This window comes from Streptomyces sp. NPDC048191, assembly GCF_040652655.1.
Lineage (GTDB): Bacteria > Actinomycetota > Actinomycetes > Streptomycetales > Streptomycetaceae > Streptomyces.
The window spans coordinates 16,366-34,618 of record NZ_JBEZMO010000022.1 but is presented as its reverse complement, the minus strand read 5'-3'; the positions used below and the strand labels follow the sequence as shown (position 1 = coordinate 34,618).

The window sequence follows — 18,253 nt, the reverse complement described above, 5'->3', positions numbered from 1 at the left end:
GCACCCTGGAGGCCCTTGGTGTCCGTACCATCCCACAGAAGACGGTGGTTCACCGTCTGTGCGCTCGCCGCGTCCGCCGCACTCGTCGCGATCCCCCCGTCCGCCGCCTCCGGGCGCTCGCCGAGCCCCTTCGGCGTCCGTGTCCTCGGTCAACTCGCCAAGGAACGCGAGCAGTCGGTGGGTGCCGTGTCGCCGCACGTGGCGGCGGACGACGACGGCAACGAGGCGGACGAGATCGCCGAGGGCGCGGACCAGTACGCCGAGGCCCGCACCTCGCCGGGCGTGGTCGCCCCGGGCGCCTACGGTGCCGCCTGGCACGATCTGGCCAACCTCAGGAGCACGGGCGGCAGGTGGCACAACATCACCGACCTGCCGTACAACTCCGACGACCCGCGTTACCGCGACATCGACTCCAACTCCAGCGGCGGAGGCGGCAACGTCACCGGCCGGATGGCCGCCGTGGCCGCCGACGACGACGGCTACGTCTACGCGGGCAGCGCCGGCGGCGGGGTGTGGCGCTCGCGCAGCGGGGGCGGCCACTGGCAGCCCATCAGCGACCGGCTGCCCGCCCAGTCCACCGGCGCCCTCACCGTCGACGGCGCCGGCCGGCTGTGGCTGGGCACCGGCGAGGCCACCACCAACGCCGACGCCTACCTCGGCAGCGGCGTCTACGTCCTCACCCACCCGCACCACGGCACCTTCTCCGCGCGCAGCCGGGTCGGCGGCTCCGAGCTGGAGAGCACCACCATCCACGAGCTGCGTTTCGGCGGCGGCAAGGTGTGGGCGGCGACCAGCGAGGGCGTGTGGAGCCACTCCACCAGGAAGCTGAGCGGCCACTGGAAGCGGGAGTTCGCACCCAACCCCGACTTCCTGCCCGGCGGTTCGAAGGCCGACGACCCGGACGCCCCGTACAAGAACATCGCCAACGACATCGCCATCGACCCCAGGGACCCGTCCAAGGTGGTCCTCGCCGTCGGCTGGCGCAGCGGTGACGACTACAACGGCTTCTACACGAAGACGGGCGGCACCTGGACCCGGATCACCGGCGGTCTCGGTGACCTCCCCGCCGACGCCGGCAACGTCGGCAACGTCACCTTCGCCCGCTCCGCCGACGGCTCCCGCTACTACGCGATCGACCAGTCCCCGGAGCAGCTGAGCACCAACCCGGACAGCGGCCTGGAGGGCATCTTCGTCTCCAAGTCCGGCTCGCCGACGGGCCCCTGGACGAAGATCGCCGACTACAAGGGACTGGCAGCCGACAACTCGGCGCTGACGACAGCCGGCTACATGCCCGGCGTCCAGGCCTGGTACAACCAGTTCCTGGCCGTGGACCCGGGCGATGCGCAGCACGTGTACGCGGGCCTGGAGGAGGTCTACGAGACCAAGGACGGCGGCGGCAACTGGTCCACCGTCGGCCCGTACTGGAACTTCACCTTCTCCTGCTGGAACATCGACCCCGCCAAGCAGACCGGTGACTGCAACCCGACCACCCACTCCGACCAGCACGGCGTCGCGATCGGCCGCTACCACGGCAAGAGCTTCGTGTACGTCGGCAACGACGGCGGCATCTACAAGCGCCCGGTGAACGGCTCCCAGGACGCCTCCGGCCACGCCACCGACTGGACGTCCCTGAACGACGGCACCATCGACACCCTGCAGTACTACTCCGTCGGCATCGGCAAGGACCCCGACCACGGCGGCCTGTCCGTCACCGGCGGCCTGCAGGACAACGGCCAGTCCGTCCTGCGGAGCAACGACAAGGTGATGGGCTCCAACTTCGGCGGCGACGGCGGCGACACCCTCACCGATCCCGCCAACGGCTGCAACATCGCCCAGGAGTACGTCTACCTCGCCGTCCAGGTCACGCAGAACTGCGCGGTGAACGACGGCAGCTGGACCACCGACCCGGCCAAGGCGACCTCGTACTCGGTCGCCCCGCCCGACAACGCCACCAGCGAGGCCCGCTTCATCGCCCCGCTCGCGACGGACATGAAGGACGGCAACACCTGGGTCGCCGGCGGCCGCCACATCTGGGTCCAGACCCACGGCTACGCCATCCGCAGTGGCAAGGAGTGGACCAGCGTCCACGACTTCGGCGCCGGCCGCACCGCGACCGCCGTCGCCGCGTCCGGCGGCAGGATCTACGCCGCCTGGTGCGGCCCCTGCAACAACCAGGGCTTCGCCCGTGGCATCTCCGTCGGCAACGCGGACGGCACCGGCTGGCACGACATCAGCCTCCCGGTCGACGGGACGGTGCCGAACCGCTACCTCAGCGGCTTCGCCATCGACCCGAACAACGCCGACCACGTCTTCCTCGCCGTCAACGGCTTCTCCCGGCACTGGACCGAGGGCCCCGGCGCGGGCGTCGGCCACGTCTTCGAGTCCACCGACGGCGGCACCACCTGGAAGGACGTCTCGGCCAACCTGCCCGACGTGCCCACGGACTCGGCGCTGGTGACGGCGGACGGCGGCCTCGCCGTCGCCACCGACCTCGGCGTCGTCTACCGCGCCCCGGGCCGCACCGGCTGGCAGCGGATCGGCAGCCTGCCGGCCGTCGCCGTGCTCCAGCTCAAGACGAGCCCGGACGGCGGCACGCTGTACGCCGCGACGCACGGCCGCGGGATCTACACCGTCAGGGTGCGGGACCTGCGCTGAGCGCCCGATGAGACAGGAGGGGTGGCCCCGGTGGACCGGGGTCACCCCTCCCGCGCGTACGGCACCACGTCCACGTCCAGCGTGAAGACCGGCCGCGCGGCCCCGGCCACGTCCGGTGTCCTGGCCACGGCGGTGACCCGCGCCGTCCCGCCCCGGGTGCCCGCGCAGCGCAGGGTGGCGTGCGCGGTGCCGTCCCCGTCCAGCCGCCAGCCGGACGCCACGACCAGGGCGGGCGCCGAACTCAGCACGCCCGTCCACCGCTTGTCGTCCGCGCGTGGCCGCAGGGTCAGGCTCACCACCGTCCCCGGACGCACGCACAGCCGGTGCCGGACGGGGCCACCGGGGGCCACGGAGACGTCCGCGTGCCCGGCGACGCAGGCGCCCGAGGGCACCGGGCCGCTGGGGGACCCGGGGACCCCGGGTGGCCCGGACGGCGGCGCCGACCGGCTCCCCGACGCTCCGGTACCGGCGCCCGGCGCCCGCCCCGCCGACGCCCCGCACCCCGTCAGGACGACGACCGCGGCGATCGCGCACCCATGGGCCCACCTCCGCATGCCATCACCTCCCGGCCGCCCGGTACGCCTCCCAGCATGCCTCACCCGCCGCCGCGGACCGCCCGTCCCACCTCCGTGCGCAGCTTCACGAACCCGGACAGGCTCCGGGTGGTGAGCTGGTCCCGTTCGCCGGGCAGGTCGACCGGCAGGTCGCGGACGACGCGGGAGCCGGGGCCGGGGGAGAGGACGACGACGCGGTCACCGACGTACACGCTCTCGTCGATGTCGTGGGTGACGAACACGATGGTCGTGCCGTTCGTGCGGTGGACTTCCAGCAGCAGGTCCTCCAGATCCTCGCGGGTGCCCGCGTCCAGCGAGCCGAACGGCTCGTCCATCAGCAGCAGGGAGGGCCGGCAGACCAGCGCGCGGGCGATGGCGACGCGCTGCTGCATGCCGCCGGACAGCTCGCGGGGATGGCGCCGGGCCACCCCGTGCAGACCGACGCGTTCGAGGATCGTCTCGGCCTCGGCCCGGCGGGCGGCCCGCCCAAGTCCCCTGCGGCGCAGCGGCAGCGCCACGTTGTCGCGGACGGTGAGCCAGGGCAGCAGCGAGCGGCCGTACTCCTGGAAGACGACCGCGAGCCGCTCCGGTACACCCGTCACCGGTGTCCCGTCGATCGTGACGGAGCCCTCCTGCACGGGCAGCAGCCCCGCGATGGTGCGCAGCAGCGTGGACTTGCCGCAGCCGGAGGGGCCGACCACGCTCAGGAGTTGCCCGTCGGGCACGGTGAGGCTGACCCGGTCCAGGACGTGCTGGCCGGCGAAGTGGCGACTGACGGAGTCGAGGCGCAGCATCCCTCACCCGGCCCAGGGCTCGTACAGGGTGCCCGCGCTGCCGGTGACCCGCAGGTGCAGCAGGAAGGGCCCGGTGCCGTCGCCGCGGCCCAGGGCGTGGTCCAGGGCGGCCGGCAACTCCTGCGCGTGCTCGACGCGGGCCGCCGGGCAGCCGAGGGACTCGGCGAGGGCCGCGAAGTCGATGCCGGTGATGTCCGTGCCGGGGACGGGCGCGATGCCGATCCGGCGGCCCAGCGCGCGGACGGCCGCGTAACCGCCGTTGTCCAGCAGGACGTAGGTGACCGGTGCCGTGTGCCGGGCCGCGCTCCACAGGGCCTGCACCGTGTACAGCGCCGAGCCGTCGCCGACCACGCACACCACCCGGCGCCGGTCGGCGAGCGCCCGGCCGACCGCGAGCGGCAGACCCCAGCCGAGCGCCCCGCTGCCCGTGGTCAGGAAGGCGCCGCCCGACTCGACGGGCACGCGCGCGTGCAGCGTGTCACGGTGACTCGGCGCCTCCTCGACGAGCACCCGGTCGCGCGGCAGCCGGGCGCTGAGCAGATCGAAGAAGAGCTCCGGGGTGATGTGCCCGTCGGCGCGCGCCGGGACGGGGGCCTGCCGGGACGGCGGCGGGTCGCGGTCGGGCTCCTTCCGCAGCAGCCCGGTGAGCCGTTCCAGGGCGGGCCGCAGGGTGGTGACGACGCTGGTGCCGACGGGCAGCCAGGCGGCCTGGCCGGGGTCGCAGTCCAGGTGGAACAGCTCGGTGCCGGGCGCGAGCGGCGGTCCGTCGTCCGCCACGTGATAGGTGAACACCGGGGTGCCGAGGGCGACCACCACGTCGTACGGCGCCAGGCGCGCGGCCAGTTGCCGGGCGATCGGCGGCAGGAACCCCTGGAACAGCGGATGCGTCTCCGGGAACCCGGAGCGGCCGGAGAGCGGGCTGATCCACACCCCGGCCCGGATCCGCTCGGCCAGCTCCACGACCTGGTCCAGCGCCTCCTCGTCGTCCACACCCGGGCCCACCACCAGGGCCGGACGGGCACAGGCGTCCAGCCGGGCGGCGAGTGAGTCGAGCGCGTCCGGGGCGGCGGTGAACGCCGAGTGCACCGTGCGGGGCGCGACCGGCTCGGCGGGCCGGTCCCAGTCGTCCTCCGGCACCGACACGAACACCGGGCCGCGGGGATGCGTCATCGCGACCCGGTACGCCTCGGCGAGCACGGCCGGCACGTCCTCCGCCCGCTCCGGCTGGCGGGCGGACTTCACGTACGGGCGGGGGAACAGGGCCGGTTCGTCGGCGCCGAGGAACGGCCGCAGCTGGATCAGCGAGCGCGCCTGCTGGCCCGCCACGATCACCAGCGGCACCCGGTCGCGGAAGGCGTTGAACACCGCGCCGAGCGCGTGTCCGACGCCGCCGGCCGAGTGCAGGCTGACGAAGGCGGCCCGCCGGGTGCCGAGCGCGTGCCCGGCCGCCATGCCGACGGCGACGGACTCCTGCAGGCCCAGCACATAGGTGAAGTCGTCCGGCCAGTCGCGGAACATCCGCAGCTCCGTGGAGCCCGGATTGCCGAAGACCGTGGTCATGCCGGTGTCCCGCAGAAGCCGTACGACCGCCTCACGCACCGTGGCCGCCGTCATGCCGTCCTCCCTGTGGATGCCCTGGGGCCGACGAGCCGCTTCTCGACCGCCAGCAGTCCGGTGTTGAGGAGATGACCCAGCGCGCCGAGCAGCATCAGCGCGGCCCACACCGTGAGCAGGTCGGAGCGTGTCTGGGCGTCGGTGAGCGTGAAGCCGATGCCGTTGTCGCTGCCCGGCAGCAGTTCCGAGAACACCATCAGGATCAGGCACAGCGACAGGCTGAGCCGGAGCCCCGCGAAGATCCGGGGGAGGGCCGAGGGCAGGATCAGGAACCACAGCCGCTCGGGTGCCGTGAGCCGCAGCACGGCCGCCACCTGAAGCCGCAGCGGGTCGGTGGCCCGGGCGCCCTCGGCCGAGTTGATCAGCACCGGCCATACGGCGCTGAACACGATCGAGGCCACCTGCATGGGCGTACCGAAGTCGAAGACGACGACGAACACCGGCACCAGCGCGGGCGGCGGCACGGCCCGCGCGAACTGGAGCACCGGGTTGCACAGCGCGTACGCCCGCCGCGAGCGGCCCACCGCGAGTCCCAGGGTGATCCCGGCGACGGCGGCCAGGGCGAACCCGGCCGCCATCCGGCCCAGGCTCGGCAGGATGGTGTCGACGGCGGCCGAGGTGAGGAACAGATGGCTCACCGGGCCGGAGAACCACAGGTCGCGGGCGTGCCGGGCGATCCGCAGCGGCGGCGGGAAGTAGACGCTGCCCTGCGCCCGGGCGGCCAGCTCCCAGCAGCCGACGGCGACCAGCAGCACCGACCAGCGCAGGAGGAAGGGGACGGCGGTGGCCCGGGGCGAGCCGGCCGCCGGTCCGTGCTGTTCGCCGGCCTGTGTCCGCGTCATGGGCGGCCCCGCTCCGGCCTGCCCGCCTCCGGGCGGGGTTCCTGCGCCCAGGCGAACAACCGCCGCTCCGCGCCCACCAGTACGCCGTTGATCACCAGCCCGAGACCGCCCGCCCACACCACCCCGGCCAGCACGTCCCGGGTGCCGTCCGTCTCCGTCTGGGCCTGGGCGATGAAGATGCCGAGCCCCTGGCCGAAGCCGGAGAGGATCTCCGTCGCGACGGCGAGGATCAGGGCGACCCCGGCCGAGATCCGCACACCGGCGGCGATGAACGGGGCCGTGGCGGGCAACTCCACCCGCAGCAGCACCGCGAGCCGCCCGAACCCGAAGGCACGCAGGGTGTCCTTGGCGAGCGGGTCGGTCTCGCCGAGGCCGTAGACGGTGTTGAACAGCACCGGCCAGAGCGAGGCGTACGCGATCAGCGTCACCTCCGTCCGTGTGCCCGACCCCAACAGCAGCGACACCAGCGGGATCAGCGCGACGGACGGCAGCGGCCGCAGGAACTCGACCACGGCGCGCGCGGCCGCCTCCACGACCGGCACCGCGCCCAGCAGCAGTCCCAGCGGCACGGCGATCGCACAGGCGAGCCCGAGTCCCAGCGCCCACGCCCGCAGGGTCACCCCGATGCCGTCGAGGAAGGCCCGGTCACCCGCCAACCGGGCGGCGCGGGCGAGGACTTCGGAGGCCGGCGGCAGATAGCTGCGCCGTACGATCCCGGCGCGGGCGACCGCCTCGCAGACCCCGAAGGCCCCCGCCGCACCGAGCAGGCCCAGCAGCAGGTCCTGACGCTGCGTCATTTCACCAGCAGAGGTGCCGGATCGATGTCCTTCGTCAGCATCCCCTGGGCTCGCATGAGCTGGATGAGGCGGTGGAGCGCGGCCGGGTCGGCGGTCGCCGGATAGGCGGGCAGATGGAGCGACCTGGCCTGGCCGGCTGTCACCTTGGCGTACTTCGGCAGTTCCGTGCGGACCGCTCCCGGATCCTCGGCGGCGAGCCTGGATGCCGCCTCGACGGCACGCCGGAAGCCCGCGGCGGCCTTCGGATGCTTCTTCACGAAGTCGGCCGTGGTGACGTATCCGCTGGCGGGCAGTCCGCGCGCCGGTCCCGATCCGCCGTCGAGCAGCACGCGTGCGCCCAACTCGCCCTGGACCGCGGTGTCGAAGGGCTCGACCACGTGAGCGGCGTCCACCTGGCCCTTCTGCAGGGCGGGGCCCATCTGCGGGAACAGGATCTGGCGGTAGACGGGACGCCCGGCGCCCTGGGCGTCGAGGATCGCGTTCAGCGTCAGGGACTGGATGTTGTTGAGGACGGCGACGGCGACCTTCTTGCCCGCGAGGTCCGCGGGCGACTTCAGGGCGGAGTCCCCGGGGACGAGGACGTCCATCATGTGCGGGGCGATCCGGACGCCCTCGGCGACGATGCGCAGGTCCAGAGTGCCCTTCTCGTACGCCTGGAAATAGGTGACGTAGTTCGCGCTCGCGATCACGTTCACCTGGCCCTTGAGCAGCGCGGGCAGCGCCTGGATGCTCTGCTGCACGGGCTGGATGCGCACGTCCAGGCCTTCCTTGACGAACAGCCCGCGGTCCCGGGCCAGATAGAGGGCTGCGGAGTCGGTGAGCGGCAGCGCCGCCACGGTCAGTTGCTCCCGTCCGTCGTCGGAGCGCGACGTCCCGCCGCTGTCGCAGCCCGCGAGGATCATTGCCGCAGCGGCGACGAGCGCGGCGAGCCGTTTGGTTCCCGGTCGTGATCGACGTAATGCCATGCAGGCATGACTACCCCTCATTTGTCATGATCGCTACAGGCTGAGGGCGGGATTCGGGGACTTCGGAGAAAAGCGAACGAACTCTCGGGCGCCGTGCCCGTCAGGCCGGCGGGCCGGCGATGCGCAGGGCCGGCGCCGGAGACCGCGGCTCCGTGTCGGCCGCGCCGGTCAACTCCGTCCACCAGTCCGCGCCGTCCTCGAAGTAGCGCAGGAGGACGCCCTCGCGGATCGCCCACGGGCTGACGACCGCCCCGCGCAACCCCATGAGCTTCAGCGCCGTGTGCCCCACGACCGCTCCGGCCAGGCTCTGCTCGGCACGCGGTGCGGAGATCCCGGGCAGCTGGGCACGCTCGGCGGCGGGCAGCGCGGCGAGCGTGCGGACCGCTTCGCGCAGGTCCCGGCAGCGCATGTCCCGCTCCACGAACGGGCCGTACCGCCCGGGCGCCGCCCCGCACAGCCGGGCCAGCTGCTGGAACGTACGGGAGCTGACCGCGGCGGTGCGCGGCCGTTCCCAGCGGATCCGCGCCGCCACGTCCCGCAGCTCGTGGCGGATCCGGCGGCGCAGTTCCTTCAGTTCCTCCAGCCCCGGCGGGTCCTGGACGCCGAAGTACTCCTGGGTGAGCCGCTTCGCGCCGAGCGGCAGGGAGGCGGCGAAGTCGGGCAGCCGGCCCCGTCCGAAGGCGACCTCCAGGGAGCCACCGCCGATGTCGAGCACCGCGAGCGGCCCGGCGTGCCAGCCCAGCCAGCGCCGGGCCGCCAGGAAGGTCAGCTCGGCCTCGGTCGTGCCCGGCAGCGTGCACATCCGGATCCCGGTCCCGGCCGCGACGCGCCGCAGCACCTCCTGCCGGTTGGGGGCGCTGCGCACCACCGCGGTCGCGAAGGCCAGCGGCCCCGGCGCGTGCCACCTGCGGGCGATGGCCCCCGCCGAGGCCACCGCCTTCACCAACTGCTCCACCGCCTCGTCGGCGATGGTGCCGTCCGGACCGACGTGTCCGGACAGGCGCAGCTTCCACTTGACGGTGTGCACCGGCAGCGGAACGCCACCCTCCACATCCGCGATCACCAACCGAACCGTGTTCGATCCCGCATCCAGCACACTCACCCGCATGGCGGGGGGAGTACCCACTTTCCGGCCGAGAACCCGTCGTTTCGGGGGCGCTTGTGTGCACGGCACAACCGGAGTGGCCGCCCAGGGGCGGAGTGCGGGGCAGTGGCGCCGGGCGTCACTCCCCCCTCCAGGTGACTGTTCTGCACGGCCGGGGGCCGGTCGACCCCACCCACCGTGTCGAACCCGACGGCACGCCGTGGCGCACGGCGCTGACGGCCTCGGGGCCGGGCACGTACCGCATCCGGCAGCAGCGGCTGGACGACCTCCGCGTCCACGCGTGGGGAACCGGAGTCGGCGAACTCGTCGACCGCGTCCGCACCGAACTGGGCGCGGGCGACCGCCCCGACCTGTTCCGGCCCGGCATCCGGTCCTCCACGCCACCCGGCGGCGTATGCCGGGCCTGCGTGTGCCGTGCAAACCGGGCGCTTCTTCGAGGCGATCACCGAACAGCGTGTGGTCGGCACCCGTGGGCATGCGGGTCCCGCCCTCGCCCGAGGCCTGCTCGGGCCGTGCCGAGCTGGGAATGGCAGCAGGGCCGTCGTGGACCCGCACCGCTCCCGCACCGTCGTCGAGGTCGCCCGCCACGCCACCCGGCTCGACGGGACCGCCGGCGACCCGGTCCGCGCCCACGAGCCGATGGCGAAGCTCCAGGGCATCGGCGCGCGTACCGCGGCCCAAGTCGGCCTCTGTGCCCTCGGGGACGCGGACGCACCGCCGCTGGGCGACCACCGTCTGGGCCGCGTGACCGGCCTGGCCCTGCTCGGCCGTCCCCTCCGGGACGACGAGACCGAGCAGTTCCAGGGCCCTTCCGGCCGCACCGCTACCTGGTCGTCCGGCTGCTCGCACTCGATCCCCGGCCGGCTCCCCGCCGCGCCCCGCGCGCTCCCCCCGGGGGCGGCCGCTGCACTGAACGGCACGGCGGTGCGGGCGGGTGTCACGGCGTGCCGGCCGGCGGTGGCCGTCAGGCGGACATCACCGGACTGCCCCGCGGCCCGCCCGGCCCCCTCGCTGCAACCCCCGGAGGGCGATGCGTCCTTCGGGCCACCCGTTGTCCGGATCTCAGCCCCGGGGCCGCCACCACGCCCGGCCCTGCCCTTAGATGGTCACCATCACTGTCGGCGCGGGGAGCGGCACTTGAGCGGCACGGATGCGACGAGGGTACTGGTGATCGGCGGCGGCATCGCGGGGACCGCGGCCGCGCTCGGACTGCGCAAGGCCGGGTACGAGGTCACCGTGTACGAGGCACACCCCGACACGGCCGAGGACATCGGGGCGTTCCTGACCCTGGCGAGCAACGGCATGCGCGCCCTCGCCCAGCTCGACGCCACGGACGCCGTCACGGCCGTCGGTTTTCCGCTGACCTCGCTGCGGCTGCTCGACAGCGAGGGCACCGAAGTGACGCACACGCCGCTCGGCGAGATCGCCGACCCCGGTCTGCGCTACCGCTGTCTGCGCCGCGGCGAGCTGAACGCGGCCCTGCAGGGCGAGGCGGTCCGGCGCGGCATCCGGCTCTGCCACGGCGCCCGCCTGGTCGCCGTGACGGACGGCCCGCACGGCGTCACCGCCCGGTTCGCCGACGGCGCCACCGCCCACGCGGACCTCCTCGTCGGCGCCGACGGGCTGAACTCCACCGTGCGCAAGCTGCTCACCCCCGGTGTGCGGCCCGGGTACGCGGGCCAGCGGATCTTCTACGGCTACTCCGGCACAGCGCCCGGCCCGGACGGCACCGGCGTCATCACCTTCGTCCGGGGCAGCGAGACCACCTTCGGGTACGCGGTCTCGCCGGACGCGCACACGTACTGGTTCGCCAGGGTGAGCACCGAGCCCCTCCCCGTCGGCGGCTCCGCGCACCGCGCCGCCTGGCGCGAGGACCTGCTGCCGCTGCTGCGCAAGGACTCCGCACCCGCAGCGGACATCGCCGCCGCCTCCCGGGGTCCTGTCATGGTCGTCAACGCCACCGAGATGCCGCTGGGCGCGGTGTGGCACCGGGGACACACCCTGCTCATCGGCGACGCGGCCCACGCGGCCTCCCCGGCGACCGGCCAGGGGGCCTCGATGGCCCTGGAGGACGCCGTCGTCCTCGCCAAGGCGCTGCGCGACCTGCCAGGTGCGCCGGCCGCGTTCGCCGCCTACGAACGGCACCGCCGCCCGCGCGTGGAGCACAACATCACCGTCAGCGGCGGCATTTCCCGCGGCGGCCGGAACCCGTCCGGGCCGGGCCCCGTCGTCGCCCGTCCCGGAGGTCCGGACGAGACCCTGATCCGCCAACTGGCCTGGGACAGCCCGCTGTCCGCGGCACCGCCCGAGCAGCCCTGACCGGGGCCCCGCAAGGGGAGTGCGCGCGCGAAAGTGCAAGAGGCGGAGCACTGGAGTCCATTGCCGGAGGGCCGCCGGGGCCGGATCGTTCCGTGCAACCGGCCCTTCGGCGACAAGGAGCACAGTTGCGACTCTTGAGCAGAGCAGGCGGCGCCCTGGCCGCGACCGCCGCCCTGGTCCTGGGCGGTGGCACCACGCCACCGGCGTCGGCCGCCGCACCCGCCGACGCCGGCTACACCGTGACCGTGGGGGCCCCGGTACCCTTCACGGATCCCACGGACACCCCCGCCAGTCCCTACCTCGACCGGGACGGCACCTTCCACTACCAGCAGTCCGCCGCGCTGTACGGCGCCGAGGACCCGCGCACGTGGGACTTCTACACCGGCAGGGACTTCGACTCCGCGACCTTCGACAAGGCCCTGAGCAAGGCGGTGAACCCCGCCAACTCCGCCGACCGCAACGACGACACCACCTGGCGGTGCAACAACAGCCCCACCGGCCGGGAGGCGACGTACGCGCCCAGCGGCTCCGGCTACGCCCAGAAGAACTACTGCGACCTGTCCGGGGTGTGGGTCGACCCCGACACCGGCGACTGGTACGGCCTGGTGCACAACGAGTTCACCCCGCGGCCCTTCGGCGACGGACTGCACTACGACGCCATCGACTACGCCGTCTCCACCGACCGGGGCCGCACCTGGACCATCGAGGACCACGTCATCACGTCCCCGTACAGCACGAAGCGCGGGGACACGGCGGCCTTCCCGAACCAGACGTACTCCTACGGCGACGGCGACCAGCGCCTCTTCGTCGACACCGCCTCCGGCTACTTCTACGTGTATTACGGCTCCCGGATCATCGACAAAAGCGGCGGCTGGAAGGCGTTCTACGAGCACGTGGCCCGAGCCCCGATCTCCGCCAAGATGGCGCCCGGCTCCTGGCGCAAGTGGTACGACGGCACCTGGTCCCAGCCGGGCGCCGGCGGCAAGGAGAGCGACATCGTCCCCGCCGACGCCGCCCACCCCACCGGCTACACCCCCGTCTCCGGCGAGTACGACCCGGCCAACACCGGCACGGCCGCCCAGCAGATCGCGGCCGGCACGATGCCCCCGACCTCGCCGCTGTTCGTGATGAACATCGCCTACGACGCCTACCTCGGGCTGTACATCGGCGAACCGCAGGCCGTCGACCAGAGCGGGAACTCGCCGCAGTACCTCTACGCCACCGACGACCTGACCACCCAGAAGTGGCACCTCATCGGGGACACCGGCAGCTACACCAACGCCTCCTGGTACCGCTGGTTCCTCGACAGCGCCAACCGCACCGGCTCCACGATCGTCGGCAGGTCCTTCCGCTCCTACTGCGCCTTCGGCTGCTCGCACGACGCCTCCGGCGAGTACGTCGACCTCACCGTCGACTCCACCGCGCCCGCGGCCGCCCCGGTGGACCCGACCCGCGGCTACCGCATCGCGAGCGGCGCGGGCCGCGTCCTCGCCCAGGCGTCCGGCGGCACCGCCACCACCTCGCTGGCGCGGCCCACCGGTTCCGGCCGCGACACCTGGGTCTTCACACCGACCGGTGACGGCGCCTTCACCCTCACCAACGCTGCGAGCGGACGGCTGCTGGGCGTCGACTCCTCCTCCACGGCGGGCCGCGCCTGGGGCGCCAGGCCCACGGTCACGGCCGCGCGGACCGGCGGCCCCACCGCCGGACAGCAGTGGTTCGTGATCCCGAACGCCTCCGGCGGCACCTGCCGGCTGGTCAACCGCTACAGCGGACTCGTGCTCGGCCTCTCCGCCCGCTCAGGCCGGCTCGCCGAGACCACGCCGGTGCGCGACTGGACCGACCGGAGCGGAAGTCCGGTGGGCGCCGGACGCACCGCCGCGGAACAGACCCTGTCCCTCACCACGACCGGATACGCCCACATCCACGGGAGCCCGGCGGGCCACCGCTGACCGGCCGGGCCACCGCTGACCGGCCGGGCCCGGCCCGCGCGGGTGCTCCTGCCCGCGCGGGGCCAACCCGTTTGGGTGCCGGGGGACTTGCCTGCGGTCTATCCTGCGCACATGTCGATCATCAACGGGGATTCGGACGCCGGTCGGGCCGTGACCGCGGCCCAGGCGGGCGCCACCGTGGTCCGTGACCTCTACGGCAGCCGGCTCGAACGCTACGACAAGTCCGCCGGGGACTTCGCGACCGAGGCGGACCTCGCCGCCGAGCGGGCCGTCCTGGACGTGCTGCGCGCCGCCCGCCCCGACGACGCCGTGACCGGCGAGGAGAGCGGACGCTCCGGAGCCGCCGACGCCCACCGCCGCTGGCTCGTGGACCCGCTGTGCGGCACCCTCAACTACGCGGTGCGGACCACGCTCGTCGGCGTGAACGTCGCCCTGCGGGAGGGTCCGGAGGTGACCGCCGCCGCGACCGCCGACCCGTTCGGCGGCGAGGTCTTCTGGACCGACGGCGCGGCGGCCTGGGTCCGCCGGGACGGCGCCGACGAGCCACTGACGCCCTGGGCGGGGTCCTGTCTGGTGGACGTCAACCTGGATCCGCCCTTCCCCAACGCCCCCGCTTTCCAGGCGGTCCGCCTGCTCGCCGACCCCGGCTTCGCCGAGCGGTTCCGGCCCCGGGTGATCTCCAGCACCCTCGCCCTGGCCTGGGTCGCCGCCGGACGCCGGGCCGCCTACGTGACCGACGGCGACGTGCGCGACAGCGTGCACTTCGCGGCGGGAATCGCCCTGTGCCGGGCGGCCGGCTGCACGGTGACCGGCCTGGACGGCGCGCCCGTGCTCAGCGGCGCGAACGGGCTCGTCGCGGCGGCCGACGCGGAGACCCACGCCGCCCTGATGGCGCTCGTCAAGAACCAGACGGCCCAGGGGAGTTGACGGCCTCCTCGACGCACACCACGCCGTCTGATGTGATTCCGGCATGACGCCGCCCCACGACCTCGCCGCCCGGTTCGGCCGGGCCCTGGACACCCGTCCGCAGACCCTGCGCGCGTGCGCACAGGACTTCGGGCACATCGTGCGGGAGGAGCCCCTCGGTGTGCTGCGCCCCCGGTCCGCGGCGCAGATCGGGGACCTGCTGGCGTACGCCGGACCCGCGGGCATCCCGGTGAGCGTGCGCGGCGGCGGGCACTCGATGTACGGCCAGGGCCAGGCGGGCGGCGGGATCGTGCTGGACCTGCGGGCGATGAACGAGGTCGGTCCCGTCACGGACGAGCGGGTCACGGTCCGGGCCGGGGCGTCGTGGCGCGACGTACTGGCCGCCACCCTCCCGTACGGCCGGACTCCGCCGGTGCTCACCGACTACCTCGGCGCGGGTGTCGGCGGTGTCCTGTCGGCGGGCGGACTGGGCGGTGCCTGCCACCGGCACGGCCTGGTCGCGGACCAGGTGCTGGAGCTGGAGGTGGTGACCGGGGCCGGGGAGCACCGGGTCTGCTCGCCCGGCCGGGACCCCGGACTGTTCCACGCCGTGCTGGCCGGACTCGGCCAGTGCGCCGTCATCGTGGCCGCCACCCTGCGCCTGGTCCCCGCTCCCGCCCGGATCCGCCGCTACTGCCTGTACTACGCCGACCTGACCCGTTACCTCGCCGACCAGCGACGGCTCGCCGAGGAGCAGCGTTTCGCCTATCTGGAGGGCCAGGCGCGGCCGGCCGACGGGTGGGGCTGGCACTACATGATCGAGGCCGTCGCCCCGCACGACGGCTCGTGCCCGCCCGACGACGCTGCCCTCCTCGACGGGCTCGCCCACGATCCCGCCGCCCTGGAGACGGAGGACCTGGCGTTCGCGGAGTTCGCCCACCGCGTGGACACGGACGAGGAGGTCCTGCGGGAGACGGGGGAGTGGCTGTATCCGCACCCGTGGCTCAATCTGCTCCTCCCGCACGACAGCGCGGAGCGCGTCGTCCGGGCCGTGCTCGCCGACCCGGCCTTCCACGATCTGCGCGACACCGGTCTGGTGCTGCTGTACCCGCTGCTCTCCGGCCGGCTGCGCGCACCGCTCTTCAGCCGCCCCTCCGGTCAAGTCCTGTATCTTCTCGCCCTGTTGCGCACGGCCCCGCCCGGCAGCCCGGAGACGGTCGCGGCGATGGTGGCCGCCAACCGCGCCGCCTACGAACTCGCCCGGTCCCAGGGCGCCGTCGCCTACCCCGTCAACGCCCTGCCCATGTCGGACGGCGACTGGCGGGACCACTACGGCAGCCTCTGGCCGGCCTTCGCCGACGCCAAGCGGCGCCACGACCCCCATGGCGTCCTGGCGCGAGGACACGGTCTGCGGTTCTGAAGGTTTTGGCTTCCGAAGGCTTGCCGCCGGCTTGTCTCATCACTTAAATCAAAACATGAACTAAGCCGCCGGGCCAGCCGCTTGGCCCGTGATCCTTGGGAGCCGCCCGATGAGAATCCGGATGAGAAGACGTACGGGACCCAGACCCCTGGGTGTCGCACTCGCCGCCACCGCGGCGCTGCTCACCCTGCCCCTCGCCCCCACCCCGGCCGCCGCGGCCGCGGCCCGGACCTGCGACACGGCCGACGCCGCCCAGGGCCGGCCCGCCACGGCGTCCTCCACCGAGAACGCCGCGACCCCCGCCTCCGCCGCTTTCGACGGCAACGCCACGACCCGCTGGTCCAGCCGGTTCGAGGACCCCCAGTGGGTCCAGGTCGACCTCGGCTCGGTCAGGGACCTGTGCTCGGTCGGCCTGGACTGGGAAACCGCCTACGGCAAGGACTTCCAGCTCCAGGCCTCCTCCGACGGGCAGAACTGGACCACCCTCAAGACCGTCACCGGTGCCACCGGCGGCACGACCTCGTACGACGTCAGCGGCTCCGGCCGGTACGTGCGCATGTACGGCACCGCGCGCGGCACGGGCTACGGCTACTCCCTGTGGGAGATGTCCGTGCACACCACCGCCAGTGGGACGACGGGGCCGGTCCAGGGCGGCGGCGACCTCGGCCCGAACGTCATCGTCGTCGACCCCTCCACTCCGAACCTCCAGCAGAAGTTCGACGACGTCTTCGGACAGCAGGAGTCCGCACAGTTCGGCACCGGCCGCTACCAGTTCCTGCTCAAGCCCGGCACCTACAACGGCATCAACGCCCAGATCGGCTTCTACACCTCCGTCTCCGGGCTCGGCCTGAACCCCGACGACACCCGGATCAACGGAGACGTCACGGTCGACGCCGGCTGGTTCAACGGCAACGCCACGCAGAACTTCTGGCGTTCGGCGGAGAACCTCGCCATCAAGCCGTCGGCCGGCGACGACCGCTGGGCCGTGGCCCAGGCCGCGCCGTTCCGCCGCATCCACGTCCAGGGCGGTCTCAACCTCGCCCCCAACGGCTACGGATGGGCCTCCGGCGGCTACATCGCGGACTCCAGGATCGACGGCACGGTGGGACCGTACTCCCAGCAGCAGTGGTACACCCGCGACAGCTCGGTCGGCGGCTGGACCAACGGCGTGTGGAACATGACGTTCTCCGGAGTGCAGGGCGCACCCGCGACGAACTTCGACAGCGGCCCGTACACCACGCTGGACACCACCCCGGTCTCCCGCGAGAAGCCCTTCCTCTACCTGGACGGCTCCGCCTACAAGGTCTTCGTCCCGGCCAAGCGCACCAACGCCCGAGGCGTCTCCTGGCCCAACACCCCCGGCACCTCCGTCCCGCTCGACCAGTTCTACGTCGTCAAGCCCGGAGCCACCGCGGCCACCATCAACGCCGCCCTCGCCCAGGGCCTCAACCTCCTGTTCACACCCGGCATCTACCACCTCGACCAGACGATCGACGTCACCCGTCCCGACACCGTCGTCCTCGGTCTCGGCCTCGCCACCCTCGTCCCGGACAACGGAATCGACGCGATGCACGTCGCCGACGTCGACGGCGTGCGACTCGCCGGATTCCTCATCGACGCCGGACCGGTCAACTCCGACACACTGCTGCGCATCGGCACACCCGGCGCCACCGCCGACCACTCGGCCGACCCCACGACCATGCAGGACGTGTTCGTCCGCATCGGCGGCGCCGGACCCGGCCTCGCCACCAACTCCGTGGTCGTCAACAGCAACGACGTCATCGTCGACCACACCTGGATCTGGCGCGCCGACCACGGCAGCGGGGTCGGCTGGGACACCAACCGCGCCGACTACGGCCTGCGGGTCAACGGCAACGACGTGCTCGCCACCGGCCTGTTCGTCGAGCACTTCAACAAGTACGACGTCTACTGGAACGGAGAACGCGGCCGGACGGTCTTCTTCCAGAACGAGAAGGCGTACGACGCCCCGAACGCCGCCGCCGTCACCCATGACGGCGTCGTCGGCTACGCGGCCTACAAGGTCGCCGACTCCGTCACCAGCCACGAGGCCTGGGGCCTGGGCAGCTACTGCAACTACACGGCCGATCCCACCATCCTCCAGTCCAACGGCTTCCAGGTACCGCAGACCAGCGGCGTCAAGATGCACGACCTGCTGGTGATCTCCCTCGGCGGCAAGGGCCAGTACGCCCACGTCGTGAACAACACGGGCGCACCCACCTCGGGAACGAGCACCGTCCCGTCCAAGGTGACGTCGTTCCCGTAGCCCCACGCCGCGTCCCGGGACGGTGCCCGACCCCTGCCGTCCCGGG

The 18,253-nt window shown here is 73.3% G+C and carries 13 protein-coding genes; 6 read left to right on the top strand and 7 right to left on the bottom strand.

Annotation, left to right across the window (positions count from 1 at the left end):
- The first annotated feature begins 18 nt into the window (after positions 1-18).
- On the top strand, positions 19-2,655 hold the full coding sequence (locus AB0D93_RS29375) for a glycosyl hydrolase (RefSeq protein ID WP_362125468.1): 2,637 nt from the start codon (positions 19-21) through the stop codon (positions 2,653-2,655).
- Positions 2,656-2,696: 41 nt separating this feature from the next.
- On the opposite strand, the gene AB0D93_RS29370 is transcribed toward AB0D93_RS29375, so the two are convergent.
- The 7 genes from AB0D93_RS29370 to AB0D93_RS29340 form a co-directional block, all read right to left on the bottom strand.
- The gene (locus tag AB0D93_RS29370; RefSeq protein WP_362125465.1) at positions 2,697-3,047 is read right to left on the bottom strand and encodes an acetyl-CoA synthetase; all 351 of its coding nucleotides are present in this window, start codon (positions 3,045-3,047) and stop codon (positions 2,697-2,699) included.
- 203 nt (positions 3,048-3,250) lie between these two features.
- Positions 3,251-4,003 (bottom strand): ABC transporter ATP-binding protein, encoded by a 753-nt coding sequence (locus AB0D93_RS29365; RefSeq protein WP_362125462.1) that lies wholly within the window; start codon positions 4,001-4,003, stop codon positions 3,251-3,253.
- 3 nt (positions 4,004-4,006) lie between these two features.
- On the bottom strand, positions 4,007-5,617 hold the full coding sequence (mdlC, locus tag AB0D93_RS29360; RefSeq protein ID WP_362125459.1) for a benzoylformate decarboxylase: 1,611 nt from the start codon (positions 5,615-5,617) through the stop codon (positions 4,007-4,009).
- Positions 5,614-6,459: an ABC transporter permease subunit gene (locus tag AB0D93_RS29355; protein WP_362125456.1), complete on the bottom strand. Its 846-nt coding sequence runs from the start codon at positions 6,457-6,459 to the stop codon at positions 5,614-5,616. The genes mdlC and AB0D93_RS29355 overlap by 4 nt, the downstream gene beginning before the upstream one ends.
- Complete coding sequence (locus tag AB0D93_RS29350; protein WP_362125453.1) at positions 6,456-7,256, bottom strand: ABC transporter permease subunit; 801 nt, start codon at positions 7,254-7,256, stop codon at positions 6,456-6,458. Before AB0D93_RS29350 ends, AB0D93_RS29355 begins: the two co-directional genes overlap by 4 nt.
- A complete protein-coding gene (locus AB0D93_RS29345) occupies positions 7,253-8,158 on the bottom strand; it encodes an ABC transporter substrate-binding protein (RefSeq protein ID WP_362125450.1) in 906 nt (301 codons plus the stop codon). Before AB0D93_RS29345 ends, AB0D93_RS29350 begins: the two co-directional genes overlap by 4 nt.
- A gap of 163 nt (positions 8,159-8,321) precedes the next feature.
- Positions 8,322-9,329, bottom strand: coding sequence for a Ppx/GppA family phosphatase (locus AB0D93_RS29340; RefSeq protein ID WP_362125447.1), 1,008 nt, complete (start codon positions 9,327-9,329; stop codon positions 8,322-8,324).
- A 1,164-nt stretch (positions 9,330-10,493) separates the two neighbouring features.
- Between AB0D93_RS29340 and AB0D93_RS29335 the strand changes: the two genes are divergently transcribed.
- The 5 genes from AB0D93_RS29335 (at position 10,494) to AB0D93_RS29315 (ending at position 18,207) form a co-directional block, all read left to right on the top strand.
- Positions 10,494-11,645 carry an NAD(P)/FAD-dependent oxidoreductase gene (locus AB0D93_RS29335; RefSeq protein WP_362125712.1) on the top strand — a complete coding sequence of 384 codons (1,152 nt, stop codon included), beginning with the start codon at positions 10,494-10,496 and terminating at the stop codon, positions 11,643-11,645.
- Positions 11,646-11,779: 134 nt separating this feature from the next.
- On the top strand, positions 11,780-13,597 hold the full coding sequence (locus AB0D93_RS29330; protein WP_362125443.1) for an RICIN domain-containing protein: 1,818 nt from the start codon (positions 11,780-11,782) through the stop codon (positions 13,595-13,597).
- A 111-nt stretch (positions 13,598-13,708) separates the two neighbouring features.
- Positions 13,709-14,524: an inositol monophosphatase family protein gene (locus AB0D93_RS29325; RefSeq protein WP_362125436.1), complete on the top strand. Its 816-nt coding sequence runs from the start codon at positions 13,709-13,711 to the stop codon at positions 14,522-14,524.
- Positions 14,525-14,567: 43 nt separating this feature from the next.
- A complete protein-coding gene (locus AB0D93_RS29320; RefSeq protein WP_362125433.1) occupies positions 14,568-15,923 on the top strand; it encodes an FAD-binding protein in 1,356 nt (451 codons plus the stop codon).
- Positions 15,924-16,044: 121 nt separating this feature from the next.
- On the top strand, positions 16,045-18,207 hold the full coding sequence (locus AB0D93_RS29315) for a discoidin domain-containing protein (protein ID WP_362125430.1): 2,163 nt from the start codon (positions 16,045-16,047) through the stop codon (positions 18,205-18,207).
- Positions 18,208-18,253: the final 46 nt, after the last annotated feature.